This window comes from uncultured Tenacibaculum sp., assembly GCF_947504135.1.
Taxonomy (GTDB): domain Bacteria; phylum Bacteroidota; class Bacteroidia; order Flavobacteriales; family Flavobacteriaceae; genus Polaribacter.
On record NZ_CANNGG010000001.1, the window covers coordinates 599,805 to 626,660 of the forward strand.

The following is a 26,856-nucleotide window of genomic DNA, read 5'->3' on the forward strand; positions in this document are numbered from 1 at the left end:
CGAAGATAGTAATTTTAAAAGTTGTATGTTTGCAGGGTTAAATAAAGAACAAAACAAACAAATGAAAGCGTATATTTTTCCAGGTCAAGGAGCACAATTTACAGGAATGGGGTTAGACTTATATGAAAACTCACCATTAGCTCAAGAACTTTTTGAAAAAGCAAATAATATATTAGGTTTTAGTATTACTGACGTAATGTTTGAAGGTAGTGCTGAAGAATTAAAACAAACCAAAGTAACACAACCAGCTATTTTTTTACACTCAGTAATTTTAGCTAAGGTTTTAGGAGACGATTTTAAACCAGAAATGGTTGCTGGTCACTCTTTAGGAGAATTATCAGCGTTAGTAGCTAATGGTGTATTGTCTTTTGAAGATGGATTAAAATTAGTTTCTAAACGAGCTTTAGCAATGCAAAAAGCATGTGAAATTCAGCCATCTACTATGGCAGCTGTATTAGGGTTGGAAGATGCAGTAGTTGAAGAAGTTTGTGCGTCGATTGACGGAGTAGTGGTAGCGGCAAACTATAATTGTCCAGGACAACTAGTAATTTCTGGAGAAATTGAAGCTGTTGAAAAAGCTTGTGAAGTATTAAAAGAAAAAGGCGCTAAAAGGGCATTACTTTTACCTGTAGGAGGAGCATTTCATTCACCAATGATGGAGCCAGCTCGTGAGGAGTTGGCAGCAGCTATTGAAGAAACTACATTTAATGAACCTGTGTGTCCAGTATACCAAAATGTGGTAGCGAAAGCAGTAACAAATCCTGCTGAAATTAAAGAAAACTTAATAGCGCAATTAACAGCGCCAGTAAGATGGACACAATGTGTACAGGCAATGATAGCTGATGGTGGTACTGAGTTTGTTGAAGTTGGTCCTGGTAAAGTATTACAAGGGTTAATGCGTAAGATTGATAGAAGTGTAGCTGCTAGTGGTGCTTCTTTAGCATAAGTAAGTAGTAAATACAAAATATAACACAGAAAAATCCCGTTCTTTTGGAACGGGATTTTTGCTTTGTGAAAATGAAAGTTGTTATCTAGCTAAAACACAATCTTCACAATCTTTAACTTCACCATAATAGGTTTCTCTGTATTTGTGTACCGTTTCCAGAGGTATAATATTTAAAAACATTTTTTTAATGTAGGTAACATTAGTATGAAGTTTACCCATTTTTCTTGAAAATCGTTTTTCCAAACGTGTTTCTCTTTTAATTTTAATCAATTTCATTATTCTAGTATCATTAAATTAGGGTACAAAGCTAAAAAGCTTAAAGCGTGGTGTCAATTAATAAGCGTTAAAACATTAAAAATCAACTAATAAATATGTACTGTTAAATTTAGAGTGTATTATTTTAAGAATATGATAATAGGAAGTGGAAACATTTCACAAATTAGAGGTGTAAAAAAGCTGTTTTTTACCAAAATGAATAAAAAATCACTCAAAATTGACTGAAAATAATCAAAAATGAGTGATTTTTTGTCTTTTTATATAAGAAATCTTAGCTTCTGATATCTAAGGTTTGGAATATTTGTGCTTTTTTTGGAGCTAAAAGAATTAAATAAATTAATAAGATTACTCCTAACAATAAAAAATCAGGTTTTAAAATTAAAATCAAAAAGCAAGCCCCTTCAATAATAGCCCATCTAGCTATAGAAGCAGACTGATAAATAGCAAGTTTCTCTTCATTACTAGCATCTTTTTGAATGTTTCTCAACATGTTTTTAAAGATGAAGTTACTAGCAACATAAGCTATTGCAGGAATAAATGCATAGAACAAAGATGAGTCATCAATCACCATGTCAAACATGGTCTTGAAATTGCCTAAAAATGTAAAAGCAAGAGTAATTACAGCAATTAAGGCAAGGTGAATAATTTTTAAAGTTTTAATTTTTTGACTCATAAGATTTCAATCCAAATTATTGAATAAAGTCATTCAAAGTTTTAGTAATAAACGCTAATTGTTCTTCATCTAATTCTGTATGCATTGGTAATGAAATAACTTCATCTATTAATTGATTGGTTACAGTGAAGTCATCTTCATTATATCGGTCGTCTTGATATGCTTTTTGCGCATGTAACGGAACTGGGTAATAAATAGCATTTGGAATTCCGTTATCTAATAAATGTTGATGTAACTCATTGCGCTTTCCGTTAGTAATTCTCAATGTATATTGATGGAAAACATGCGTAGTAAAATCACTAATTGTCGGTGTGATAATATTTGAGTTGTTAGCAAATGCGTTTGAATAATATTCAGCAGCTTTTCTACGAGCATCACAATAGCTATCTAATAACGGTAATTTAGCTTTTAATACAGCTGCTTGAATAGAATCTAAACGAGAATTCACTCCAACAACATCATGGTAGTAGCGTTTGTACATTCCGTGATTAACCATTCCACGAAGCGTATGCGCTAATTCGTCGTCATTAGTAAAAATAGCCCCACCATCACCATAGCATCCTAAGTTCTTAGAAGGGAAGAAAGAGGTAGTTCCTACATTTCCAATAGTTCCAGCTTTTTTCTTAGTTCCATCGGCAAAGGTATAATCAGCTCCAATGGCTTGGGCATTATCTTCTATTACAAATAAGTTGTGTTCTTTAGCAACTTCTAAAATAGCTTCCATATTAGCACATTGTCCGAATAAATGAACAGGAACAATAGCTTTTGTTTTAGGTGTAATTGCTTTTTTTAAAGCTTCAATGTCAATATTAAAAGTATCTGGTTCAACATCAACTAAAACGGGAGTTAATTTTAATAAACCAATTACTTCAACTGTTGCTGCAAATGTAAAGTCAGCAGTAATTACTTCATCACCTTGCTCTAAACCTAGACCCATCATTGCTATTTGCAAAGCGTCGGTACCATTAGCACATGGAATTACATGCTTAACACCTAGATAATTCTCTAAATCTGCTTGAAATTCATGAACGTACGGTCCGTTAATATATGCTGAAGAATTTAGAATTTCTTGAATTGAAGTATCAACCGTATCTTTTATTTTTTGATATTGACCTTGTAAGTCAACCATTTGAATTTTTCTCATTTTGACATGATTTTTATAAGCATCAAAAATACAAACAATCTTTCATTGTTTTAAATCTTTAAAGAAAATTATAAAAGACATATTTTATTTATAAAAATGGGTGTTATGTGCTATATTTAATGAGCAGAAAGGAAACAACAAAAACTATAATTTTCCGTTTTGTAGCTACAAGAGAACAGGAAAGATAAATGAAAGAATCGAAACGTAAAATAGCCTTTAAGGTTTTAGTAGGATATGCCATACTTATAGTGTTAGCTGTTATTTCAGGAACGCTACTTTTTTCTGAAATAAAAACATATATAGATATACAAAAACAAGGAATTTCCGATAGAAATAACATCATACAAACAGGAGGGTTGATAGCTGATATTTATGAAAATGAAAATCTAGGTAGAGCAGCTATTCAACTAAACTCCTATAAACGATATAATGAGTATGTAGAAGAAAATAAATCGTTGATTAAAAAGATTGACTCTTTAAACTTTATTGTCGAAGATATTTCAAAAAAGAACATATTAGATAGTATTAAGCTTGTTTTAAATAACAAGCGTATAAACATTACAAGTTTAAGAAGATTGAATCAACAAAACGCTTCTGATAAGTCTATTAATGAAGCTATTGATAAGTTAGGGTCAATAGATTCGCTTTTGGGAAAAGAGACATTAAAAGATCTTGTAGGGAATCCAGAAAAATTCAATAATAAAACAGGACTAAGTTTAGAGCGGTATTTAAAGTTATTTGATACAGAAGAGGAAGATAAACCAGTAGGAGCAACAGAGCAAAAACAAATAGACTCTTTAGTAACAGCATCCAAAGAAATACTTCAAAAAGCACAAAGAGAAACCAATATAAAAAGGAGGTTTTTACGAATAAAAGAGAGAGAGTTAATAGAAAATGATGTTACAATCTCAAGAAAGCTACGGGAGGTATTAAGTGTGTTGGAAAGAGATGTAATTTCGAATGCAACTGAAGCCTATAAAAAGCATGAAGAAACTCTAAATCGTAGTAAAACTATAATATTGTTAGCAGCTGGAGTTGGTTTTGTGATTATAGTACTGTTCTCAATTATTATTTTGAATGATTTTTGGAGGAGTCAGCACTACAGGCAAGAGTTAGAAAGTGCTAATGCAACTACATCTTCACTCCTAAAAAGCAGAGAGCAGTTAATTTCCATGGTAAGCCATGATTTAAGAACACCGTTAAGTACAATTACCGGTTTTAGCGAGTTATTACAAAAATCAATTACTAGTACTAAAGAGAAAAATTATGTGGTGCATATACAAAATGCATCGGTTTACATGGGGCAGCTTGTCGGCGATCTTTTAGAGTTTTCTAAATTAGAGAATAGTAAAATAACTATTGAAACTATTCCTTTTGATTTAAAAAGAAATATAGAGGAAGTAGCTAATAGCGCTAAAAGCCTTGTTCAAAATAAACCAATTTCAATAAATGTAAATCACGACGAAAAAATTAACTCTTTAGTGGTGAGTGATCCGTTTAGAATAAAACAAATTCTTTATAATCTAGTAACGAATGCTTGTAAGTTTACTAAAGAAGGTTCAATAACGATACAAAGTAAATTAAGACAGGTAAAAGAAAAGAGTTATGTAGAGATTGCAGTAATTGATACAGGAGTAGGAATAAGTAAAGATAAACAAAACAAGGTGTTTAAAGAGTTCACTCAAGTACATGAAAAAGAGAATAGGCAAAATGGATTTGGGTTAGGTTTGACCATTTCTAGAAGACTAGCAGAACTTTTGGGAGGATCTTTGACTTTACAAAGTAGTTTAGGAAAAGGCAGTATATTTTCGTTGTTCGTACCTATTACTTTTGCTGAAAAAAAATCAAATATAAAAGAGATAAATTCACAAATTAAAAGGCTTAATATTCATGCTGTAGTCGTAGAAGATGATACCTCGTTAAGAACATTATTGGAAAATATTTTAGAAGGATTTGGTGTTGCAGTTACTTCTTTTAGTAATGCACAAGAAGCATTAAATAAAATAGATACGATTACTTATGATTTAGTCTTAACAGATATTCAACTTCCCAAAATGAACGGTATTCATTTTATGGAAACTCTAAAGAAACATAGAGCTTATAAAGGTCAGCCCATTGTAGCGATGACTGGAAGAGCAAACTTATCGGAAAGTGAATATATTAAAAGTGGTTTCTCAGATGCTTTAATTAAACCATTTACAACAGAAAGACTTACAGAAGTTTTGCAGCGTTTTTTTAATATAAATGTTAGTTGGGAAAAAGGAAAGGAAATTAATAACAAAGAATATCAAAGCTTTGACATCAGTTCATTAAGAGCGTTTTTAGGCAATGATACTTTGATCGTAGAAAAAACACTGCGCTTGTTTGTAAAAGAAACTGAGCAGAATTTATCGTTGTTAGAACAATCAGTAGATAAAAATGACTTACAATCTTTTCAAACAATTAGTCATAAAATGCTGGGGATGTTTAAGCAGCTAAAAATTCACTCATTAGTGGTGTTTCTTCAAGATTTTGAAGAAGCTGACAAAATAGATAAAGAAGTTTGGGAGAGTTTTAACGAAAAAGTGGTTCACTTGTTAAAAGAAATACGAAATTTCCTTAGTTAATTTCGTATTCCTTTAATTTGTTGTAAAGAGTCTTTCTAGTAATATTTAAAAGCTTTGCAGCTTTTGTTTTGTTGTTTCCTGTTTCTTTTAATGCGCTTATGATGAGTGTTCTTTCATTTTCTTTGGTAGAAAATTTGTTGGAAAAATTATGTTGAACATCAGGGGTTTTTAGTTCTTCTGGTAACACTTCTTTTTCAATAATTTCAGTTTGAGATAAAAGCGTAGCTCTTTTTATAATATTAGATAATTCTCGTAAGTTCCCAGGCCAATGGTACTGCTGAAATAAAGCTAAGACTTCTTGAGAAAAACCAGCGACTTCTTTATGTAACTGTTGGTTTGCTTTCTCTAAAAAGAAATCAGCATATAAAATTAAATCATCCTTTCTGTCTTTTAAACTAGGTACTTTAATCGAAAACTCATTTAATCTATGGTATAAATCTTCTCTAAAATTACCGCTTTCAACGGCAAAAAGTAAATCTTCATTAGTCGCGGTAATAAGTCGTATATCTACAGTGATTTCCTTACTGCTTCCAACAGGTTTAATTTTTCGTTCTTGCAAAGCACGTAATAATTGTACTTGACTTTCGTAGTTTAAGTTCCCAACTTCATCTAAGAAGAGAGTTCCGCCATTAGCGGCTTCAAAATGTCCTATTTTATCGTTTGTTGCACCAGTAAAAGACCCTTTTTGATGTCCGAAAAACTCACTAGAAGCAATTTCTTTAGGTATCGCTCCGCAATCAACAGCAATAAAAGGTTTGTTTTTGCGTAAACTTTGATTGTGTATGGTGTTGGCAACAACTTCTTTACCTGTTCCGCTTTCACCAGTAATAAGAACAGACATATCAGTAGGAGCTACCAAATTAATATGCTCGAATAAACTTTTAGAAGCAGCACTAATGCCAGCAACAATATTAGCATTTGTATTGGTGCTTTTCTTTTCTTCTTTTGTGACTTCTACAAAATCATTTTTTTCTTCAAGAGCATTGCTAATTACTTCTAAAACTTCATCAGGATTAAAAGGTTTAGAAATATAATCAAAAGCACCTTGTTTCATTGCTTGAACAGCAGTTGAAACTTCAGCATATCCTGTCATTAAAACTACGGGAATATTACTGTTATTATCTTTACTCAATTTTAATAAGTCGATACCATTTCCGTCAGGAAGACGTAAATCGGTAAAAATTAAATTATAAGTATGTTCTTTTAAAAGAGTTGTAGCGTTTTTAATCGTATAGCTTACATCTACAGTGTATTGATGGCGTTCTAAAAAATGCTTTAACATATTTGAAAATGTAACATCATCTTCTACCAGTAAAATCGTTTTCATAAAATATGTTTGTTCTAAATAGTTCCTCTAATATAAGTCCTTTATAAACTAAAAAAAAGAGCGTTTTACAAAAAAACGCCCTTTTCTTACTAAAATTGAGGGATTACCAATTATTTAACATCTTTGGCATCTAACCAATTTCCGTCTTTGTCAGAGTAAAGAGTTTTAGCTTCGTTTTCAACACTAATTTCTAATTTGTATTGTTCTTTTCCGTTAACATAAGCTTTGCTTAAAGTAGCAGAAGGAAAGCTGCTTTTAAGAGCATCAACAATTGCTGTAGGTAATTTATCTAAAGAAACCTCTTGGAATCCGTTTTCTACAACTGTGTGTACTGGTGTGATAGGAGAAACAGTGTTGTTTACTGTTGCGTAAGTTGATACTCCTGTTAAAATTGCTACTGCTAAAATTAAATTTTTCATGATATTAAGTTTTAAATGGATTATATATTATTTACTATTACTATTCTTGGGGGTGAATACTAATTATTTTACGTCTTTAGCCTCTAACCAATTTCCGTCTTTGTCTGCATAAAGAGTTTTGGTTTCGTTTTCAACACTAATTTCTAATTTATACTGTTCTTTCTCGTTTACAAAAGCTTTGCTTAAAGTAGCAGAAGGAAAACTGTTTTTAAGAGAATTAGTGATTGTTGTTGGGATTTTATCTAAAGAAATCTCTTGAAAACCATACTCTACAATTTTATGTACTTGTGTGATAGGAGTATTAGTGTTATTTACTGTTGCGTAAGTTGAAGCTCCTGCTAAAATTGCTGCTGCTAAAATTAAATTTTTCATGATATTAAGTTTTTTAAGTTATTTACTATTTGCTTGGTATATTGAAATAAATATGCCAACGACTGTGTGTAAAATTGTCTTTATCTATATGTTGTTGTTATACAGTGTGTTGTGTGTTTTTGGTTTTTTGAAGGTTCGCACTGAGGTGTATAAAAAGTGTGTAAACTAAAAACAAAACTGTGTAAATTTTACACTTTTGACCCTAGTGAGTAACAATAAATAATTCTGTTATCTTTGATAAAAAATCATCCTTAATGAAGTTATTAAAAAAGTCGTTAAAAATAGGTCTGTTATTATTAGTGTTAGTAAGTGTTGGTGTTTGGTTGTTTACAAAAACTCTACATCCAACTTATGAAGGAGAGTTACAACTTAGCTCAATTTCAGATAAAGTTACTGTGTATTATGATGAGGTAGGAGTTCCGCACATTACCGCACAAAATCAACAAGATGCTTATACGGCTCTAGGGTATGTGCATGCGCAAGACAGATTATGGCAAATGGAATTGATTCGAAGAATTTCGGCTGGAAGATTAGCAGAAGTTTTTGGAAAAGATTTGGTAAGGGTCGATAAATTTTTCTCAGGATTAGGGATTGAAGAAGCTGCTGAAAAAACGATTCAAGAATTAGATAAAAATTCAGAAGCTTATAAATTAACAGAGGCCTATTTAAGAGGAGTCAATCAATTTATTGAAGAAGGAGCCACCCCTTTAGAATTTTATTTAGTAGGGTTGGATAAAGAAAATTATACAATAAAAGATGTGTATAATGTTTTTGGGTACATGGCATTTAGCTTTGCGATTGCACACAAAACAGATCCGTTTCTTACTGAAGTAAAAGAAAATTTAGGGGAGCCGTATGTGAATGAGTTGTTGAATTCTTTCGATAAAAATTTAACCCTAAACAAAACAACGAATAAAGAAGCGATTAAAGCAGAAATGTCCATTGCAGTAAGTGAAATAATGGAAAAACTCCCTGTTTCTCCATTTATTGGAAGTAACTCATGGGTAATTGCGCCACCAAAAACTAAAAACGGAAAAGTAATTTTTGCAAACGATCCGCATATTGAATTTTCTCAGCCTTCGGTTTGGTATCAAAATCACATAAAAACTCCAGACTTTGAAATCTACGGATTTAATCTGGCTTTGATGCCATTTCCGTTGTTAGGACACAATAAAGAGTATGCTTACGGATTAACAATGTTAGCAAATGACGATTTGAACTTTTATATAGAAGAAAACAATCCAGAAAATTCAATGGAGTACAAAACTCCTCAAGGATACCAGAAATATGAGTTGTGGGATAAGCATATAAAGGTTAAGGGTGGAAAAGATACAACCTATCAAGTAAAAGTGAGTAAACATGGTCCGATTATGAACGGATTGATAGAGCATGTAACTGATGAAAGACCGATTGCAATGAACTGGATTTATACGCAGTTGCCTAATCAATTGTTAGAAGCGTCACACAAAATGTCGTATGCAAATTCGTTAGAAGATTTTAAAACAGGAACAGCAAAAATTCACGCGCCAGGTTTAAATGTAATGTACGGTGACGCGAAAGGAAATGTAGGTTGGTTTGCTTCGGCTAAATTATATGAATTAAGAGATAGTTTATCTTCTAAAATGTATTTAAACGGAACTTCTGGTAAGGATGAAATTGTAGAGTATTTAGATTTTGAAGAAAATCCGCAGGCGGAAAATCCGAGTTGGAATTATGTGTATTCAGCAAATAATCAACCTGATTCGGTAAGAGGAAAATTGTATCCTGGATATTATCAACCAGAAGATAGAGCTAAGAGAATTGTTCAGTTATTAGAGCCTAAAAACGATTTTACGAAAGAGGATGTAGCTGAAATGATTTACGATGTTACTTCACCAGTAGTTCCAGAAATCGGTAGAGAATTATTAAATGGTGTGGATAAATCATCACTATCTCCTTCGGCAAAAAAAGCATATTCGGTGTTAGAAAAGTGGGATGGAGAATATTTAAAAACCAATGTAGCTCCGACGATTTACAATCGCTTTTTATATGAATTCTTAACCGCTACTTACAAAGATGAGTTAGGAGATAGTTTTCAGTTGTTTATTGATACACAAATACAAGATCAAGTATTAGCACAGCAAGCTAAAAGAGAACAATCAGTTTGGTGGGATGATATTTCAACAACAAATAAAGTTGAAACTAGAAATGAAATAATTACCACAGCTTTTCAAAAATCCATCACATTTTTACAAAATCAATTAGGAGAGAATGTAGATAATTGGACGTGGAATCGCGTAATTTCAGTGGAATACGAACACGCTATTGGTAAAGCAGGAGGTTTGTTACGTAAGTTCTTCAATGTAGGGCCGTTTGAAACTCTTGGAGGAAATGAGGTGATTAACAACCAGATTTTTAAATTGGATAGTACAGGGGTATATAAAATTCATGGAGGACCTTCAACACGTAGAGTCATTGATTTTTCTGATGTAGAGAATAGCATTGCGATTTTACCTACAGGACAATCAGGAAATGTGTTTAGTCCTTATTACAAAGACCAAGCACAAAAATATGTAGATGGAGAGTTTGTAAAAATGAGCCTTAATGAGACAGCTATAAAGAAGAGTAAAAATAAATTGGTGTTTTTGCCGAAAAAGGAATAAGATTCTAAGGTCATTGCGAACGTAGTGAAGCAATCTTTGTATTCGATTCGGATATTATATTTTTTTACTTTTTTACTCTGGTTTTGAATAAATAATGTTTTTTAGAACTCTTGGTTTTTCATCTAAATCAATTTTTTCAAACATTTCATTAATTCCATATTCAGAGTTGAAGTCAGAAATAATTTCAGTACCTGCAACTCTACCAAATTCAATATCATCTGTTGCCGTTTGGTCAAAAATACAAAGCCATTGGATTTCTTTTTTTGTTTTTCTATAAACACTTGAAACCATTTCCTTTTAAATGTTCTTAATTCAATAGAAGCAGAGATTAAAGGTTTTGGAATATGATTGTCTAAAGCATGTTTAGCACTTTCTATTAATGATTTATCTGTCATCTACTATACTTCTTTATAAACCTCCTCAAAAGGAATTCTAAAACGTTCTCCATACACTCCTTCAGGTTTACGGATACCACAAGAAATAACCATATTAATTTCTGCACTACGAGGCAAGCCTAATAAACGCTTTACGCGCCAAGTATCAGAACCCTCCATAGGGCAGGTGTCATAACCTTCAGCAGCCATAGATAGCATGAAAGTCTGTGCTGCTAATCCACAAGTTTTGTGAGCTACAATGCGCATATCACTATTGCGAACTTCACGATAAATAGGTCGGAAAAGTCCGACAACAAGAATCATTAAGTATTTAAGATAGCCAAAAATCCCAAATATATCAAAGTAGGTAAACGGAATCAATTTTCCGTAGTAATTACGCGCTACTTTTTCTCGACTTCGTTGTTCCGATTTTGGATTGTTTTTTCCAAAAACTGTATCCATAAAAGCTAAGTTGGATTTAGCGCGTTTACGCCATAAATCTTTACGAACCACAAAAACTACTAGTTGTTGTGCGGTTTTAGCAGCATTTTGATTAAAACATAAAGGAGCTATTTTGTCGATTGTTTCTTTTGAGGTGATATGATAAAACTCCCATAGTTGCATGTTGCTACTGGTAGGAGCTAAACTAGCTTGCTCTAAACATTTTTTTACAACAGCAGTGTCTATCGGTTTTTCAGGGTCGTATACTCTTACTGAACGACGGTAGTTAACTGCTTCTGATACGGTTTTTTCACTCATTTATATAGGTGTCTTGATTCTTGTGTCTATTTGTCTTTTATCTAATTTATCCTAGTTTCATTAAGGTTTTTAATTGTTTTAGTTTTCCTTTGTATGGAGCATATCGAGTTGGAATGTCTAGCCAAGTTCCGCGAGAAACAACCCCTTTTTTGTGTGAAAACGTGTCAAACGTTTGCTTTCCGTGATAACCACCTATACCACTTTCTCCCACACCACCAAAAGGCAGTCTGTGATTGGCAAAATGAACCGTAGTGTCATTTATGGTTCCGCCACCAAATGAATAACGTTGAATCATTTTTTTAGCAAATGAATTTCGATTGGTAAATACATATAAAGCCAAAGGTTTATCATATTTAGCAGTGATTTTTTCAATGTCGGCTTCATTTTCGTAAGAAATTAGAGGGAAAATTGGTCCGAAAATTTCTCCTTTCATTACTTCACTATCCAAGCTAGGTTCATCAATTAAGGTAGGGGCAATATAGCGGTCATCTCTATCGGTTTGCCCACCAATTACACAATTTTCATTTTCTAGCATCAAAGCTAGACGGTCAAAATTTCTAGTGTTGACAATGCGTGGAAAATCAGGTGAGTTTTGAGGGTTTTCTCCGTAGGCTCTAAAAATTTCTTCTTTAAATTCTTGTATAAACTGTTCTTTAACCGATGTATGAATCAATAAATAATCAGGAGCAATGCAGGTTTGTCCGCCATTGATGAATTTTCCCCAAACCAAACGTTTTGCTGCTAATTTAATATTGGCAGTTTCGTCAACAATACACGGACTTTTTCCGCCTAATTCTAAAGTAACAGGTGTAAGATGATTTGCTGCAGCTTTAGCAATAATTTTACCTACAGGAACACTTCCTGTAAAGAAAATATAATCCCAACGTTGCGCTAACAATTCTGTAGAAACATCCACGCCACCTTCAACAACAGTTACATGATTTTTATCAAAAACAGTCTCAATAATTTCTTTAGTAATTTTACTCGTATGTGGTGTCAATTCCGAAGGTTTTAATACCACGGTATTTCCTGCTGCAATAGCGCCTAATAAAGGTGCGAATGCTAGTTGATAAGGATAGTTCCAAGGAGCAATAATCAGTGCAGTTCCGTAAGGTTCTTTATAAATTTTTGCTGAGGAAGGGAAATTTAGTAACGACGGCAACACACGCAGAGGTTTACTCCAAGAATGAATATTTTTTATCGCCATTTTTAACTCAGCCAATACGATAGAAGTCTCAGTCATTACTGCTTCGTACTCCGATTTTTTAAAATCATCGTGAAGTGCTTTAATAATATCTTGTTCTCTAGCAATAAGTTCTTTTTGTAATCTTTTTAAAGCATTTTTTCTAAAGGAAATATCTTTGGTTTGTTGGGTGGCAAAAAAGTTTTTTTGCGACTGAACCAATGCGGGAATATTCATAAGCTATAAGTCTTGTGATTTTTTATTCATCATTGAAAACCATAATGACGTAACCAAGACAAACAAAGTTAAGCTGACAAGGTTAGGTAATGACTTTGTGATGCAAAATTTGTCTAAATATACAAATTACAAGCAAGCATCCCAAATAGGATCAGATGGAGTTGGAGCAGTAAGTTTTATCAATTCTTTGCTTACTGGGTGTGTGAATTCAATTTTTCGAGCATGTAAATGGATGCTTCCATCTTTATTGCTTCTTTTAGCGCCGTATTTTAAATCACCTTTTATAATAGCACCAATGTTAGATAATTGCACACGAATTTGATGATGACGACCCGTTTCTAAATCGACTTCTAGTAACGAATAATTATCTAAATTTTTAAGTGTTTTGTAGTGAAGTATGGCTTTTTTGCTTCCTTCAACTTCTTTGGTGAAGGCTGTAGATTTATTATTCTTCGGGTTTTTCTTTAGGTAATTTGTTAAAGTATCCGAAGCTTTTTTAGGTTTTTGCTGCACTACTGCCCAATAGGTTTTCTTGATGGTTTTGTCGCGCAGCATTTTGTTTAAGCGTTCTAAAGCTTTAGAGGTACGCGCGTAAATAACAACGCCGGAAGTAGGTCTGTCTAAACGATGAACAGTCCCTAAAAAAACATTACCTGGTTTGTTGTATTTATCCTTAATGTATTCTTTAACAACATCCGAAAGTGGCTTGTCGCCTGTTTTGTCACCTTGCACTATATCACCTGCACGTTTGTTAACCACTATAATATGGTTGTCTTCGTGTAAAACTTGTAGGTTTTCTTTAGTGGAATACATAGTTAAGTCGTAACTTGAGTAGTTTTAAGTCTTATTTAAAATTCTCTGCTACGTCCTCATTTACCTGATCGATAAAACTTAAAAACTCATCACGTCCCATTCCAGTTGAAGAAGAAGTAACAAAATTCATTGGTAATTCTTCCCAATAGTTTAATAGTTTCTTTTTGTAAGAGGTGATTTGTTTGTTTAATTTAGAGCTCCCAAGTTTGTCAGCCTTTGTAAAAACGATGCAAAAAGGAATGCGATTTTCTCCTAAAAATTGCATGAATTCTAAATCTATTTTTTGCGGATCGTGGCGAGAATCAATTAAAACAAAAGTGCAAACTAATTGTTCGCGCTCTTTGAAGTAGTTTTCAATAAAATACTGAAAAATTTGTCGTTTCTTTTTAGAAACTTGTGCATAACCATATCCTGGTAAATCTACTAAAAACCACTCTTCGTTAATCTTAAAATGGTTGATTAGCTGTGTTTTTCCAGGTTTTCCAGAAGTTTTAGCTAAATCCTTACGTTCCATCAACATATTTATTAATGAGGATTTACCAACATTAGAACGACCGATAAAAGCGTATTCAGGAATACGGTCTTTTGGAGCGTTGATAACATTGCTGTTACTCATTACAAATTCAGCAGATTTTATTTTCATGATACAATTAAGCTAGTTTAGCTGTTATATTTCGCGTTTAGAAAGCCAGCTTTCTAAAGTTTCATTAAATTTTTCAGGTCTTTCCATCATGGCTGCATGCCCACACTTATCAATCCAAAATAAATCAGCGTCAGGTAATAATTTATGGAAATCTTCAGCTACTTCTGGAGGAGTAACACTGTCTTGTTTCCCCCAAATTAAACAAGTAGGCTGTTTCATGCTAGGTAAATCTTTAGCCATGTTGTGACGAATTGCACTTTTAGCGATTGCTAACGTTTTAACTAACGTGTTTCTATCGTTAATAACTTCGTAAACCTGATCTACAAGTTCATCAGTGGCAATTTCTTTGTCGTAAAAAACATCTTGTGCTTTTTTTCTAACAAATTCTTTATCACCTCTTTTTGGGTAACTATCTCCCATAGAGTTTTCATACAATCCTGAACTACCTGTTAAAACTAATGCTTTCACATCTTCAGGGTAGTGCTTTGTAAAGTATAAACCAATGTGACCTCCTAAAGAATTTCCTAAAAGAGTAACTTCTTTAAGTTCTTTAAATTCAATAAAATCATGTAAAAACTTTGCTAAGTTCTTAACATTGGTTTTAAGGAGTGGTAAGGTGTATAGGGGTAACTCAGGGATAATAACTTTATATCCTTTTTTTGAAAAATGATTAAATGTAGAATCAAAATTACTTAAAGCTCCCATTAAACCATGAAGTATAATAATTGGATTGCCTTCTCCTGCTTCTGCGTATGTAAATTTGCCTTCTTTCTTTAAAAATTCAGTCATAGATTTCTTGTTTGACTTAACCACAAATGTAGTTCTTTTTTGTTAAAATTTCATTTTTATTATTTCTGAGGTTCATATTCTTTGGAAGGTGTTAAGCGTCAGTTTTTTAGGGTAAAAGTCAAAACTTATTAACAAAGTGGTAAAATGTGGTAAAAAGTGGTAGATTTTTTTTATTTTTGATGCAAACTATAGTTTCTTTACGTGGTAAATTTAATTGGAACATACGAATGCAAAGTAGATGCTAAAGGAAGGTTAATGATGTCATCGGCTTTCAAGAAGCAGTTGTCTTCTGTGTTGCAAGAGGGGTTTGTGATTAAACGCTCTGTGTTTCAGTCTTGTTTGGAGTTGTATCCGATGCAGCAGTGGAATTCGGTGATGGCAAAAATCAATAAACTAAATCGATTTGTAAAGAAAAATAATGACTTTATCAGGAGGTTTACTGCGGGTGTGAAAGTGGTGGAGATGGATGCTTCCGGTAGGATATTAATTCCAAAAGATTTGTGTCAATTCGCAGAAATTGAAAAAGAAGTAGTGCTTTCGTCTGCAGTGAACATTATTGAGATTTGGGATAAGGATAAGTATGAAAAAGTAATAGATGATGCTGTTGTTGATTTTGCTGATTTGGCAGAAGAGGTAATGGGTAATATAGGAGAAGATGAGTTATCATAGTCCGGTTTTGTTAAAAGAAAGTGTAGATGCGCTTAATATTAAAGAAGATGGAGTGTATGTGGATGTGACCTTTGGTGGAGGTGGACATTCACGCGAAATATTGAGTCGATTAGGAGAGAAGGGAAGGTTGTTTGCTTTTGATCAAGATCCGGATGCGCAGCAAAATAAAATTGATGATCCGCGTTTTGTGTTGATTGGTGAGAATTTTCGTTTTATTTCGAGATTCTTACGTTTTTACGGAGTGAAAAAAGTGGATGGGGTATTGGCAGATTTAGGTGTGTCGTCACATCAGTTTGATGAAGCGGAAAGAGGGTTTTCAACTCGTTTTGATGCTGATTTAGATATGCGAATGGATCAGAAATCAGAATTGTCTGGCAAGAAAATTATCAATACTTATACTGAAGAGCAATTGTCTGATGTGTTGTTTTTATATGGTGAGTTGCGAAATGCACGAACACTGGCGAAAACAATTGTTGAAGCGAGAACTGAAAAAGAAATCAAAACAAGCTTCGAGTTGAAAGTAGTGTTGCAAAGATTTCTTCCGAAGGCAAAAGAACATAAGATTCTAGCGCAGATTTTTCAGGCGATTCGTATTGAGGTGAATCAAGAGTTGGAAGTGTTGAAAGAGTTTTTGCAACAGATTCCGCAGTTGTTGAATGAAGATGGTAGGTTGAGTGTGATTTCATATCATTCTTTAGAGGATAGGTTAGTGAAGCGATTTATAAGAACAGGGTTGTTTAGTGGAGAGCCTGAAAAAGATTTTTATGGGAACACCAATGAGCCAATGAAAAAAGTAGGTAAAATGATTGTTCCTACTAAAGATGAGATAAAAGAGAATAACAGGGCGCGTAGTGCAAAACTGCGAATAGCAACGTTAAAGTAATGACGAAAGGAAAGAAGAATATAGTATACGATCTTCTAAGAGGGAGTTTTCTTACAGATGAAAGCTCGTTTAAGAATTGGAGGGTTTTAATTTTTGTGGTAGCGTTATTGTTGATGATGATATACAGTGCGCATAGTGCAGATGCTAAAGTGGTACAGATAGCAGAGCTAAATAAGAAGAAAAGAGAGCTGCGGGCAGAAGATGTAGATACGAGTACGCAATTAATGAAAATGAAGTTAGAGAGCAGTATTCGAGATAAAGTAAAAAGTAAAGGGTTGTATCCAGCGAAAAAGCCTCCTCAAAAAATTAAAGTAACATATAGTAAAGAATAATACAAAATGGTAGAAAAAAAAAGCATATTAAATAAACTCTATATAATAGTTGTTTTAATGACGCTTTTCTTTGTTGTTATCATTTTTAGAGTTTTCAATCTTCAGTATGTTGAGGGTGAAAAGTATCGTAAATTATCCTTAGAAAAGACTACAAAGAACGATACTATTTTTGCGAATAGAGGTAATGTTTATGCCGCTGACGGAAACTTGTTGGCAACTTCAATGTCTAAGTTCACGATTCGAATGGATGTTATGTCGGTAGAGTCGGGTGTTTTTGAAAAAAATCTTGTTGCGTTATCAGAGTCGTTATCTGGCTTGTTAGGTAAAACGTCAAAGTATTATCAAAATAAATTAAGAAAAGCAAGAAATCAGAAAAATCGTTACCTATTAATTGCTCGAAATGTAGGGTATAACGACTATGTGAAAATGAAAAGCTTCCCTATTTTTAACAGAGGGGTATATAGAGGTGGTTTTATAGCGGAGCAAAAAACGGTGCGTGTGCATCCGATAGGTAAAATTGCAGAACGTACTATTGGGTATGATGATTATAGAGGAGGAGCAGGGATAGAAGGTGCATTTGCTGATTATATGGAAGGCGAAAATGGTTGGCGACTAAAACAAAAAATAGCCAAAGGACAATGGAAGCCTATTAATGATGTAAATGAAAAGGAGCCTATTGATGGAAGTGATGTCATAACAACAATTGATGTAAATATTCAAGATATTACACATCATGCTTTGTTGCGACAAATGGAGTATTTCGAGGCGGATCATGGTTGTGCTGTAGTAATGGAGGTTGAAACAGGTGAGATTAGAGCGATCTCTAATTTAGGGAGAACATCAAACGGAAAGTATTATGAAAAAAGAAACTATGCTGTTTGGGAGAGTCATGAACCAGGCTCTACGTTTAAGCTAGCTAGTTTAATGGTGGCTTTGGAAGATAAAGTAGTAGATACATCAACTGTGGTAGATTGTGAAAAAGGAAGGATGTATGTTAATAATAGTAAAGTAGAGGATAGTAAAAGAGGAGGGTTTGGTAAAATATCTTTAGGGAGGGTGTTTGAGGTTTCTTCAAATGTAGGAATTGTAAAAACGATACAGAAACATTACGATAATAATCCGAAAAAATTTACAGATAAAATCAAATCGTTTGGTTTGGGTCAGTTAACAGGAGTTAAAATTAAAGGAGAGGGAAAGCCATATATACCAGTGCCTACAGAAAAAAGTTGGAGTCCAATTTCGCTAGAGTGGATGGCCTTTGGGTATGGGGTTTCTCTTACGCCATTACAAACTTTAGCATTTTATAATGCAGTAGCAAATAATGGTAAGTTAGTAAAACCATATTTTGTTAAAGAATTAAGAGTTGGAGGTAAAGTAGAAGAAAGTTTCGGTACAGAGGTGTTGAAAGAAAAAATAGCTTCTCAAGAAACTTTAGATAAAGTGAGAAAGGTAATGGAGAATACTATTCAATACGGTACAGGAAGGAGAATTTATTCTCCAAATTTTTCCATGGCAGGAAAAACAGGGACAGCTAAAAAATATATTCCTCGAACTAAAAATGATAAAGGAGAGTATGAAGGAGGGTATTATTCTAATCAGAAATATGTAGCTTCATTTGCAGGGTTCTTTCCAGCAGATGAACCTAAATATTCTTGTATAGTAGTGGTGCACAGTCCGAAAAAAGAAAAAGGATATTACGGAGCGACAGTTGCGGCGCCAATTTTTAAAGAAATAGCTCAAAAAATATATACTTCAACAGCGATTAATAACCAATTTGTAGCTGATGAGATTTCGGATGAAGTGATTGATAATGAGTATAAAGGGTATTATAAAAAAATAAGAAAATATAAAACTATAATGCCTAAAGTAACTGGTATGAGTGGTATGGATGCTATAGCTTTATTAGAAAATATGGGGTTAAAAGTTAAGTTTTCTGGGGTAGGGAAAGTGACAGAACAGTCTGTTGAAAAAGGAAAGAAAGTACAAAAAGGAGCAACGGTATATTTAAAATTATCATAGTTGAAAAATTTAAAAGACATATTATATAAGGTATCAGTAAATGAGGTTTACGGAAATACAGATGTTGTTATTAATGCAGTTCAGTTTGATAGTAGGCAAGTGCAGGATAATGATGTTTTTGTAGCGCAAAGAGGGGTAGTAGTTGATGGTCATCAATATATTGAAAAAGCTATAGGTCTTGGCGCAAAAGCTGTGATTTGTGAAGATTTTCCTGAAGAAAAAAATGAGCAAGTAACTTATATAAAAGTAGAAGATTCCAATGTCGCTTTAGCAATAATAGCGGCAAATTATTATAACAACCCGTCAAAAAGCTTGCAATTAGTAGGAGTTACTGGTACCAATGGTAAAACTACAATTGCAAGCTTATTGTATCAATTGTTTAAAAAGGCAGGATATAAAGTAGGTTTGTTATCAACTGTTAAAATAATGGTTGATGAAAACGAATATAAGGCAACACATACAACACCAAACTCAGTGGCGATTAATAACTATTTGTCAATGATGGTTAAAGAAGGTGTTGAATATTGTTTTATGGAAGTAAGTTCTCATGGAATACATCAAAAACGTACTGAAGGATTAGAGTTTGTAGGAGGTGTGTTTACGAATTTATCGCATGATCATTTAGATTATCATGAAACCTTTGCAGAGTATCGCGATGTAAAAAAATCATTTTTTGATTCGTTACCTAAATCGGCGTTTGCCTTGGTAAATATTGATGATAAAAATGGCAAAGTAATGTTGCAAAATACGAAAGCAAATAAACAAACTTATGCGCTAAAAACGATAGGCGATTTTAAAGCAAAAGTATTAGAAAAACGTTTTTCAGGAACTTTATTGACAATTAATGGAGTTGAAGTTTGGACGAAGTTAATAGGTGAGTTTAATGCGTATAACTTGTTAGCTATTTATGGAGTAGCAGAATTGTTGGGGCTTGAAAAACTAGAGATTTTACGAATTGTAAGTGAATTAGAAAGTGTAAGTGGGCGTTTTCAATATACGGTCTCAGATGGTGGGGTTACTGCAATTGTAGATTATGCACATACACCTGATGCCTTGAAAAATGTGTTGCAAACCATTAACGATATCCGTACAGGAAATGAAACAGTAATTACAGTTGTAGGTTGTGGTGGAGATAGAGATGCGACTAAACGTCCAAAAATGGCGTTGATTGCTTCGCAGTTAAGTAATCAGGTAATTCTAACTTCAGATAATCCAAGAACAGAAGATCCACAGTTTATTATAGATCAAATGGAGGAAGGTGTTACTGCAGAAAATTATAAAAAAATATTGTCGATTGTCGATAGAAGGCAGGCTATAAAAACAGCTTGTAAGTTAGCAAAGTCAGGAGATATCATCCTAATTGCTGGAAAAGGACATGAAACCTATCAAGAAATAAATGGTGTACGTCATCATTTTGATGATTTAGAAGAAGTAACCAACTGTTTCAATCAACTAAAAAAACACTAACGAATGCTATATTATTTATTTCAATATTTAGAAAGTGAGTTTAGTTTAACAGGGGCGAGTGTGTTTCAGTTTATCACATTCCGATCTGCAATGGCGTTCATTTTATCTTTATTGATATCAACCATTTTTGGTAAAAAAATCATCAATTATTTAAGAAGACAACAGGTTGGTGAAACGGTAAGAGATTTAGGTTTAGAAGGACAAGTGCAAAAGGCAGGAACGCCTACAATGGGAGGTGTTATAATCATTCTTGCGACGTTAATCCCAGTATTGTTGCTGTCGAAGTTAGAAAATATATATATCATAATTCTGTTAATTACTACAGTTTGGATGGGGCTTATTGGTTTTGCAGATGACTATATAAAGGTGTTTAAAAAAGATAAGGCTGGATTAAAAGGAAAATTTAAGGTTTTAGGGCAGGTAGGTTTAGGATTAATAGTTGGTTCTATGTTGTATTTCCATCCAGATGTAACTATTAAAGAGCAGTTACCAGTATCAGAACAAGTTGTGCAAGTTGATGGAAAAAAGAAAGTGTTTGGAGAAACTCATAAATCAACAAAAACAACAGTTCCATTTATAAAAAATAACGAGCTGGATTATGCAAAAGCATTGAGTTTTTTAGGTGATGGATATGAAAAGTATGGATGGATAGTATTCATTTTTGTTACCGTATTTATTGTGACAGGCGTTTCTAACGGAGCAAATTTAACCGATGGAATCGATGGTTTGGCAGCAGGATCGTCAGCGATTATGGTTATTGCTTTGGCAATTTTTGCATGGGTGTCGGGTAATATCATTTTTGCAGATTATTTAGATGTAATGTATATACCAAAATCAGGAGAAATGACCGTATTTATTCTAGCATTTGCAGGAGCATTGATAGGGTTTTTATGGTATAACACATATCCTGCTCAAGTATTTATGGGAGACACAGGAAGTTTAACTATTGGAGGAATTATAGCAGTTATAGCTATTGCGATTAGAAAGGAATTATTGTTGCCAATTTTAGCAGGAATTTTTGTGATAGAAAACCTATCAGTAATCTTACAAGTATCATGGTTTAAGTACACGAAAAAGAAGTTTGGAGAAGGAAGGAGAATCTTTAAGATGTCGCCTTTACATCACCACTACCAAAAATCAGGGTATCATGAAAGTAAAATTGTAGTCCGTTTTTGGATTGTTGGAATTTTACTAGCGGTATTTACCATTGTAACATTGAAGTTAAGATAAATGAAAAGGTTAGTTGTGCTTGGAGGAGGAGAAAGTGGTGTAGGAACAGCGCTTTTAGGGAAACAAAAAGGATATGAGGTTTTTGTTTCGGATAAAGGAAGTATAGCAGAGCGATACAAAAAAGTTCTTTTACATAATTCAATCGATTTTGAAGAAAATCAGCATACAGAAAGTAAAATTCTAAACGCTGATGTGGTAATGAAAAGTCCAGGTATTCCAGATAAAGTAGCATTAGTACAAAAACTGCTTTCTGAAGGAGTGAAAGTAATTTCAGAGATTGAATTTGCTGTTCAGTTTACAGAGGCTACTATTATAGGAATTACAGGTTCAAACGGAAAAACCACAACAACAATATTAACACATTATGTATTGCAAAAAGCAGGATTGAATGTAGGAGTTGGTGGAAATATAGGAGACAGTTTTGCAGAACAAGTTGCGGATGATAATTACGATGAATACGTGTTGGAGTTAAGTAGTTTTCAGTTAGATGGAATTGAAACATTTAAACCACATGTTGCTATAATAACCAATATCACACCCGATCATTTAGATCGATATGAATATAAATTTGACAATTACATAAACTCGAAATTCCGTATTACGAAAAACCAAACGGAAGACGATTTTTTAATATACGATGCCGATGATGAAGCAATTCAAAATTGGTTAAAAAATAACAAAACAAGAGCAACGCTAGTGCCGTTTTCAATAGAAAAAGAATTGGAATACGGAGCTTTTTTAAGACAAGATACGATACTGATGAAATTAAATACAGAAGAAAAATTAATGAAGGTTTCTGAATTAACACTACAAGGAAAACACAATACTAAAAATGTAATGGCAGCTTCAATGGCAGCAAGGTTGTTAAAAGTAAGAAAAGAAACAATTGCCGAAAGTCTGTCTGATTTTGAAGGTGTAGAACACCGTTTAGAAAAAGTACAAAAAGTTAATGGAATAGATTTCGTTAACGATAGTAAAGCAACCAATGTAAATGCAGCTTATTATGCGTTAGAGTGTATGGATAATCCAACAGTTTGGATTGTAGGTGGTGTTGATAAAGGGAATGATTATTCAGATTTATTACCTTTAGTAAGAGAGAAAGTAAAGGCAATTGTATGTTTGGGATTAGATAACCAGAAAATCATAGACACTTTTGCGAGTGTAGTTGATGTTTTGGTAGAAACTGCTGGGGCAGAAGAGGCTGTTAAAGTAGCATATAAAATAGCACAAAAAGGCGATACGGTATTGTTATCTCCTGCATGTGCTAGTTTTGATTTATTTGAAAGTTACGAAGACAGAGGAAGAAAATTCAAAGAAGCTGTAAGAAACTTATAAAAGCTAAAAAAGATTGATGAAACACATCTTTCGACATATTAAAGGAGATAGAGCTATTTGGGCTATCGTAACAATGTTGGCAATATTTTCGTTTATGCCAATATATAGCGCTAGCACCAATTTAGTGTATGTAGTGGGTAATGGTTCTACTTTTGGACATTTAATAAAGCACATCGTGTTATTAATTACAGGTTTTGCTGTGATTTACGGGGTGCATAAAATTCCATATAGATACTTTAGTGGAGGTTCTGTTTTAATGTTTCCAGTTGTTATTGTTCTGTTGATTTTTACCCTAGCTCAAGGAACAACGATTGGAGGTGCAAACGCTAGTAGATGGATACGGATTCCGTTTGTAGGTATCGGTTTTCAGACTTCTACGTTGGCAGGTCTTGTGTTAATGGTGTATGTGGCGAGATATTTAGCCAAACATAAAGAAAAGATTATTTCTTTTAAAGATAGTTTGTTACAGTTGTGGTTGCCAGTTGGTATTGTGTTGGTATTGATTTTGCCGGCAAACTTTTCAACAACAGCCATGATATTTTTTATGATTCTGTTAGTATCATTTATAGGAGGTTACCCGTTAAAGTACATTGGCTATATATTAGGAATGGGACTCATCTCTTTCTTGTTTTTTATACTACTAGCTAAGGCGTTTCCTGATGCAATGCCAAACCGTGTAAATACATGGAAGAGTAGAATTGAAAATTTTTCTCAACCTAATGGCGAAGAAAATTATCAAGTAGAAAAAGCAAAAATAGCCATAGCTACTGGTGGAGTTATTGGGAAAGGACCAGGAAAAAGTGTTCAAAAAAACTTTTTGCCTCAATCGTCATCCGATTTTATTTATGCAATTATTGTTGAAGAATATGGTTTGGCAGGAGCAGTTGTAGTTATTTTTATTTACTTTTTATTACTCTTTAGAATATTAATAACAGCTAAAAAAGCTACCACCATATTTGCAACATTGTTAGTAGTAGGTGTGGGAATCCCGATTGTTTTTCAGGCGATGATAAATATGGCGGTAGCGGTGAATATTTTACCAGTAACAGGACAAACACTCCCCTTAATTAGTAGTGGAGGTACCTCTATTTGGATGACATGTTTCGCATTAGGAATGATTTTAAGTGTAAGCGCTTCTAAAAACGAAACTGAAGAAACAATTTTAGACGATAACCCTTTAGATATTTTACATGAAACACTTGATTAAAAATACAAGTTTATGGGTTGGAGCTGCTATGAGTGTTACATACAACCATAATGTTAAATTAAAATAGATTGTATGAAACAGTCGATTAATATCATAATAAGCGGTGGAGGTACTGGTGGGCATATTTATCCAGCCATAGCAATTGCAAACGAAATTAAAGTTCGTTATCCAGAAGCTAATATTTTGTTCGTAGGAGCAAAAGACAAAATGGAAATGGAAAAAGTTCCGCAAGCGGGATATGAAATTGAGGGGTTATGGATTTCGGGTATCCAAAGAAAATTAACTCTAACAAACTTGATGTTTCCAATCAAGTTGTTAAGTAGTTTATGGAAAGCCCACCGAATTATAAGAAGATTTAAACCAGATGTAGCAATTGGTACAGGGGGGTTTGCTAGTGGGCCAACATTAATGGCTGCTAATCAAAGAGGAATTCCTACTTTGATTCAAGAGCAAAATTCTTATCCAGGAATAACCAATAAATTTTTAGGTAAAAATGCACAGAAAATATGCGTAGCCTATGATGATTTAGAACGTTTTTTCCCAGAGGATAAAATTATAAAAACAGGAAATCCAGTTCGACAAGATTTACTGTTCATCCATACAAAAGTAGAAGAAGGCAAAGAATTTTTCGAGTTAGATACTTCTAAAAAAACCTTGTTGGTTTTAGGTGGAAGTTTAGGAGCTCGTAAAATAAATCAGTTAATAGAAGCGAATTTAGATTTTTTTAAAAAGCAGAATATACAGCTTATTTGGCAATGTGGTAAGTTGTATTTTGAGGAATATAAAAAATACAATGAAGTTGAAAATGTACAAGTACATCAGTTTTTAAACCGAATGGATTTAGCTTATGCAGCGGCAGATTTTATTGTGTCGAGAGCAGGGGCAAGTTCGGTGTCAGAGCTGTGTATTGTAGGTAAACCAACCATTTTTATTCCGTCACCTAACGTGGCAGAAGACCATCAAACAAAAAATGCTAAATCAATTGCTAAAGAACATGGAGCAATTGTGGTCAAAGAAAATGAGTTAGAAACGTTTCCTGTGGTGTTAGAAACGTTGTTGAAAGATAAAGGGAAACAAGAGAGTTTAAGTGAGAATATTAACGAATTGGCGTTGCCTAATGCAACAAGTAATATCGTTAATGAAATAGAAAAATTAATCAGTTAGTGAATTTAAAAACGATACATAACGTTTATTTTATAGGTATTGGTGGAATTGGAATGAGTGCCCTGGCTCGCTATTTTTCCGAGAATGGTAAAGTAGTTGCAGGTTACGATAAAACACCATCACCTATCACTAAGAGTTTAGAAGAAATAGGAGTAGAGGTTCATTTTGAAGATGATGTAAAGAATATTCCGATTTCATTTTTAACTAAAAAAGCTACATTGGTAGTGTACACACCAGCAGTTCCTAAAAACCATCTAGAGTTAAACTATTATATAGACAACAGATATACGGTTTTAAAAAGAGCAGAAGTGTTGGGAGAAATTACCAAAAACACTTTTTGTTTGGCGGTGGCTGGAACACATGGTAAAACGACGACTTCATCAATTTTAGGGCATATTATGCAACCTGAAAAAGCAACCTCCTTTTTAGGTGGAATTGCAGAAAATTATAATTCCAATTTAATTTTAGGTGAAGATAAAGTGTCGGTGGTTGAAGCAGATGAGTTTGATCGTTCGTTTTTAAAATTATCTCCAAATATTGCCTGTGTAACCTCTATGGATGCAGATCATTTAGATATTTATGGAGAGAATGAAATGCTTCAGCAATCTTTTGTTGAGTTTGCGAATAAAGTTTCAGATACGTTAATTGTTGCAAAAGGATTGCCACTAAAAGGTTTGACCTATGCTGTAAACGAAGATGCAGATTACAAAGCTTTTAATGTTAGGGTTGAAGTTGGTAAGTACATTTTTGATGTACAAACACCAACATCTCAAATTAAAGATATTGAATTCCATCTACCAGGAAATCATAATATGATGAATGCGCTGGCAGCATTAGCAATGGCAGATGTATATGGAGTTTCGTTAGAAAAAATAAAGAAGCAATTAAAATCTTTTAGAGGTGTACAAAGAAGATTTTCATATAAAATAAAAACAGAAGATGTTGTTTTAATTGATGATTATGCACATCATCCAACAGAAATAAAAGCAGTAGCACAATCGGTTCGAGAAATGTTTCCAAATGAAAAAGTGTTAGCAGTTTTTCAACCGCATTTATTCAGTAGAACAAAAGATTTTGCTGATGATTTTGCAGCAGCATTATCGTTGTTTGATGAAGTGTTGTTGTTAGATATTTATCCGGCAAGAGAATTACCTATTGAAGGAGTTACTTCAAGTTGGTTGTTGGATAAAATAGATTTAGAAAATAAAAAGCTGGTATCTAAAGAAAAATTAAGTGACGAAGTACTTAAATCTGAGTCAAAAATTATGACGATGTTAGGGGCAGGTGATATTGGTTTATTGGTAGAAGAAGTAAAAAATAAAATTAAAGAAAAACATAAAATCTAGT

Annotated in this window: 25 protein-coding genes; 13 read left to right on the forward strand and 12 right to left on the reverse strand. The window is 33.3% G+C overall.

Annotation, left to right across the window (positions count from 1 at the left end; all coding sequences use genetic code 11):
• Nucleotides 1–61 precede the first annotated feature (61 nt).
• A complete protein-coding gene (gene fabD, locus Q0663_RS02835; RefSeq protein WP_299005997.1) occupies nt 62–946 on the forward strand; it encodes an ACP S-malonyltransferase in 885 nt (294 codons plus the stop codon).
• A gap of 81 nt (nt 947–1,027) precedes the next feature.
• Here fabD and Q0663_RS02840 read toward each other — a convergent pair whose 3' ends face one another.
• The 3 genes from Q0663_RS02840 to Q0663_RS02850 form a co-directional block, all read right to left on the reverse strand.
• Nucleotides 1,028–1,222 carry a hypothetical protein gene (locus Q0663_RS02840; RefSeq protein ID WP_073184218.1) on the reverse strand — a complete coding sequence of 65 codons (195 nt, stop codon included), beginning with the start codon at nt 1,220–1,222 and terminating at the stop codon, nt 1,028–1,030.
• A gap of 271 nt (nt 1,223–1,493) precedes the next feature.
• The gene (locus Q0663_RS02845) at nt 1,494–1,895 is read right to left on the reverse strand and encodes an MFS transporter (RefSeq protein ID WP_299006014.1); all 402 of its coding nucleotides are present in this window, start codon (nt 1,893–1,895) and stop codon (nt 1,494–1,496) included.
• A 16-nt stretch (nt 1,896–1,911) separates the two neighbouring features.
• Nucleotides 1,912–3,039, reverse strand: coding sequence for a DegT/DnrJ/EryC1/StrS aminotransferase family protein (locus tag Q0663_RS02850; protein WP_299006017.1), 1,128 nt, complete (start codon nt 3,037–3,039; stop codon nt 1,912–1,914).
• 188 nt (nt 3,040–3,227) lie between these two features.
• Between Q0663_RS02850 and Q0663_RS02855 the strand changes: the two genes are divergently transcribed.
• Nucleotides 3,228–5,645 (forward strand): ATP-binding protein, encoded by a 2,418-nt coding sequence (locus Q0663_RS02855; RefSeq protein WP_299006020.1) that lies wholly within the window; start codon nt 3,228–3,230, stop codon nt 5,643–5,645.
• Here Q0663_RS02855 and Q0663_RS02860 read toward each other — a convergent pair.
• From Q0663_RS02860 to Q0663_RS02870, 3 genes are all read right to left on the reverse strand, one after another.
• Entirely contained in the window at nt 5,638–6,972 is a 1,335-nt protein-coding gene (locus Q0663_RS02860) for a sigma-54 dependent transcriptional regulator (protein ID WP_299006023.1), read from the reverse strand. The genes Q0663_RS02855 and Q0663_RS02860 overlap by 8 nt on opposite strands.
• Before the next feature lie 110 nt (nt 6,973–7,082).
• Nucleotides 7,083–7,391, reverse strand: coding sequence for a hypothetical protein (locus Q0663_RS02865; protein WP_299006026.1), 309 nt, complete (start codon nt 7,389–7,391; stop codon nt 7,083–7,085).
• A gap of 63 nt (nt 7,392–7,454) precedes the next feature.
• Nucleotides 7,455–7,763, reverse strand: coding sequence for a hypothetical protein (locus Q0663_RS02870; protein WP_299006029.1), 309 nt, complete (start codon nt 7,761–7,763; stop codon nt 7,455–7,457).
• Between the two features lie 254 nt (nt 7,764–8,017).
• On the opposite strand from Q0663_RS02870, the gene Q0663_RS02875 reads away from it, so the two are divergent.
• Nucleotides 8,018–10,405 carry a penicillin acylase family protein gene (locus Q0663_RS02875; protein ID WP_299006031.1) on the forward strand — a complete coding sequence of 796 codons (2,388 nt, stop codon included), beginning with the start codon at nt 8,018–8,020 and terminating at the stop codon, nt 10,403–10,405.
• A 72-nt stretch (nt 10,406–10,477) separates the two neighbouring features.
• Here the strand turns inward: Q0663_RS02875 and Q0663_RS02880 are convergent, their stop codons facing one another.
• The 6 genes from Q0663_RS02880 to Q0663_RS02905 form a co-directional block, all read right to left on the reverse strand.
• Nucleotides 10,478–10,696: a hypothetical protein gene (locus Q0663_RS02880; RefSeq protein ID WP_299006034.1), complete on the reverse strand. Its 219-nt coding sequence runs from the start codon at nt 10,694–10,696 to the stop codon at nt 10,478–10,480.
• A gap of 107 nt (nt 10,697–10,803) precedes the next feature.
• Nucleotides 10,804–11,538, reverse strand: coding sequence for a nitroreductase family protein (locus tag Q0663_RS02885; RefSeq protein ID WP_299006037.1), 735 nt, complete (start codon nt 11,536–11,538; stop codon nt 10,804–10,806).
• A gap of 46 nt (nt 11,539–11,584) precedes the next feature.
• On the reverse strand, nt 11,585–12,958 hold the full coding sequence (locus Q0663_RS02890) for an aldehyde dehydrogenase (RefSeq protein WP_299006041.1): 1,374 nt from the start codon (nt 12,956–12,958) through the stop codon (nt 11,585–11,587).
• A 126-nt stretch (nt 12,959–13,084) separates the two neighbouring features.
• Entirely contained in the window at nt 13,085–13,771 is a 687-nt protein-coding gene (locus Q0663_RS02895) for an RluA family pseudouridine synthase (RefSeq protein ID WP_299006044.1), read from the reverse strand.
• 31 nt (nt 13,772–13,802) lie between these two features.
• The gene (gene yihA / locus Q0663_RS02900) at nt 13,803–14,414 is read right to left on the reverse strand and encodes a ribosome biogenesis GTP-binding protein YihA/YsxC (RefSeq protein WP_299006046.1); all 612 of its coding nucleotides are present in this window, start codon (nt 14,412–14,414) and stop codon (nt 13,803–13,805) included.
• 24 nt (nt 14,415–14,438) lie between these two features.
• Complete coding sequence (locus tag Q0663_RS02905; RefSeq protein WP_299006049.1) at nt 14,439–15,203, reverse strand: alpha/beta hydrolase; 765 nt, start codon at nt 15,201–15,203, stop codon at nt 14,439–14,441.
• A 201-nt stretch (nt 15,204–15,404) separates the two neighbouring features.
• Between Q0663_RS02905 and mraZ the strand changes: the two genes are divergently transcribed.
• From mraZ to murC, 10 genes are all read left to right on the forward strand, one after another.
• A complete protein-coding gene (gene mraZ / locus Q0663_RS02910; protein ID WP_299006051.1) occupies nt 15,405–15,872 on the forward strand; it encodes a division/cell wall cluster transcriptional repressor MraZ in 468 nt (155 codons plus the stop codon).
• Entirely contained in the window at nt 15,859–16,755 is an 897-nt protein-coding gene (gene rsmH / locus Q0663_RS02915) for a 16S rRNA (cytosine(1402)-N(4))-methyltransferase RsmH (RefSeq protein WP_299006054.1), read from the forward strand. The genes mraZ and rsmH overlap by 14 nt, the downstream gene beginning before the upstream one ends.
• Nucleotides 16,755–17,087, forward strand: coding sequence for an FtsL-like putative cell division protein (locus tag Q0663_RS02920; RefSeq protein WP_299006057.1), 333 nt, complete (start codon nt 16,755–16,757; stop codon nt 17,085–17,087). The genes rsmH and Q0663_RS02920 overlap by 1 nt, the downstream gene beginning before the upstream one ends.
• 57 nt (nt 17,088–17,144) lie before the next feature.
• Nucleotides 17,145–19,106 (forward strand): penicillin-binding protein, encoded by a 1,962-nt coding sequence (locus Q0663_RS02925; RefSeq protein WP_299006060.1) that lies wholly within the window; start codon nt 17,145–17,147, stop codon nt 19,104–19,106.
• Entirely contained in the window at nt 19,107–20,573 is a 1,467-nt protein-coding gene (locus Q0663_RS02930) for a UDP-N-acetylmuramoyl-L-alanyl-D-glutamate--2,6-diaminopimelate ligase (RefSeq protein ID WP_299006063.1), read from the forward strand.
• A 3-nt stretch (nt 20,574–20,576) separates the two neighbouring features.
• Entirely contained in the window at nt 20,577–21,803 is a 1,227-nt protein-coding gene (gene mraY, locus Q0663_RS02935; RefSeq protein WP_299006066.1) for a phospho-N-acetylmuramoyl-pentapeptide-transferase, read from the forward strand.
• Nucleotides 21,804–23,138 (forward strand): UDP-N-acetylmuramoyl-L-alanine--D-glutamate ligase, encoded by a 1,335-nt coding sequence (gene murD, locus Q0663_RS02940; RefSeq protein ID WP_299006069.1) that lies wholly within the window; start codon nt 21,804–21,806, stop codon nt 23,136–23,138. It abuts the gene before it with no gap.
• Nucleotides 23,139–23,154: 16 nt separating this feature from the next.
• Nucleotides 23,155–24,345 carry an FtsW/RodA/SpoVE family cell cycle protein gene (locus Q0663_RS02945; RefSeq protein ID WP_299006072.1) on the forward strand — a complete coding sequence of 397 codons (1,191 nt, stop codon included), beginning with the start codon at nt 23,155–23,157 and terminating at the stop codon, nt 24,343–24,345.
• 72 nt (nt 24,346–24,417) lie between these two features.
• A complete protein-coding gene (gene murG / locus Q0663_RS02950) occupies nt 24,418–25,509 on the forward strand; it encodes an undecaprenyldiphospho-muramoylpentapeptide beta-N-acetylglucosaminyltransferase (protein ID WP_299006075.1) in 1,092 nt (363 codons plus the stop codon).
• On the forward strand, nt 25,509–26,855 hold the full coding sequence (gene murC, locus Q0663_RS02955; protein ID WP_299006078.1) for a UDP-N-acetylmuramate--L-alanine ligase: 1,347 nt from the start codon (nt 25,509–25,511) through the stop codon (nt 26,853–26,855). The genes murG and murC overlap by 1 nt, the downstream gene beginning before the upstream one ends.
• The last annotated feature ends 1 nt before the right edge of the window (nt 26,856 follow it).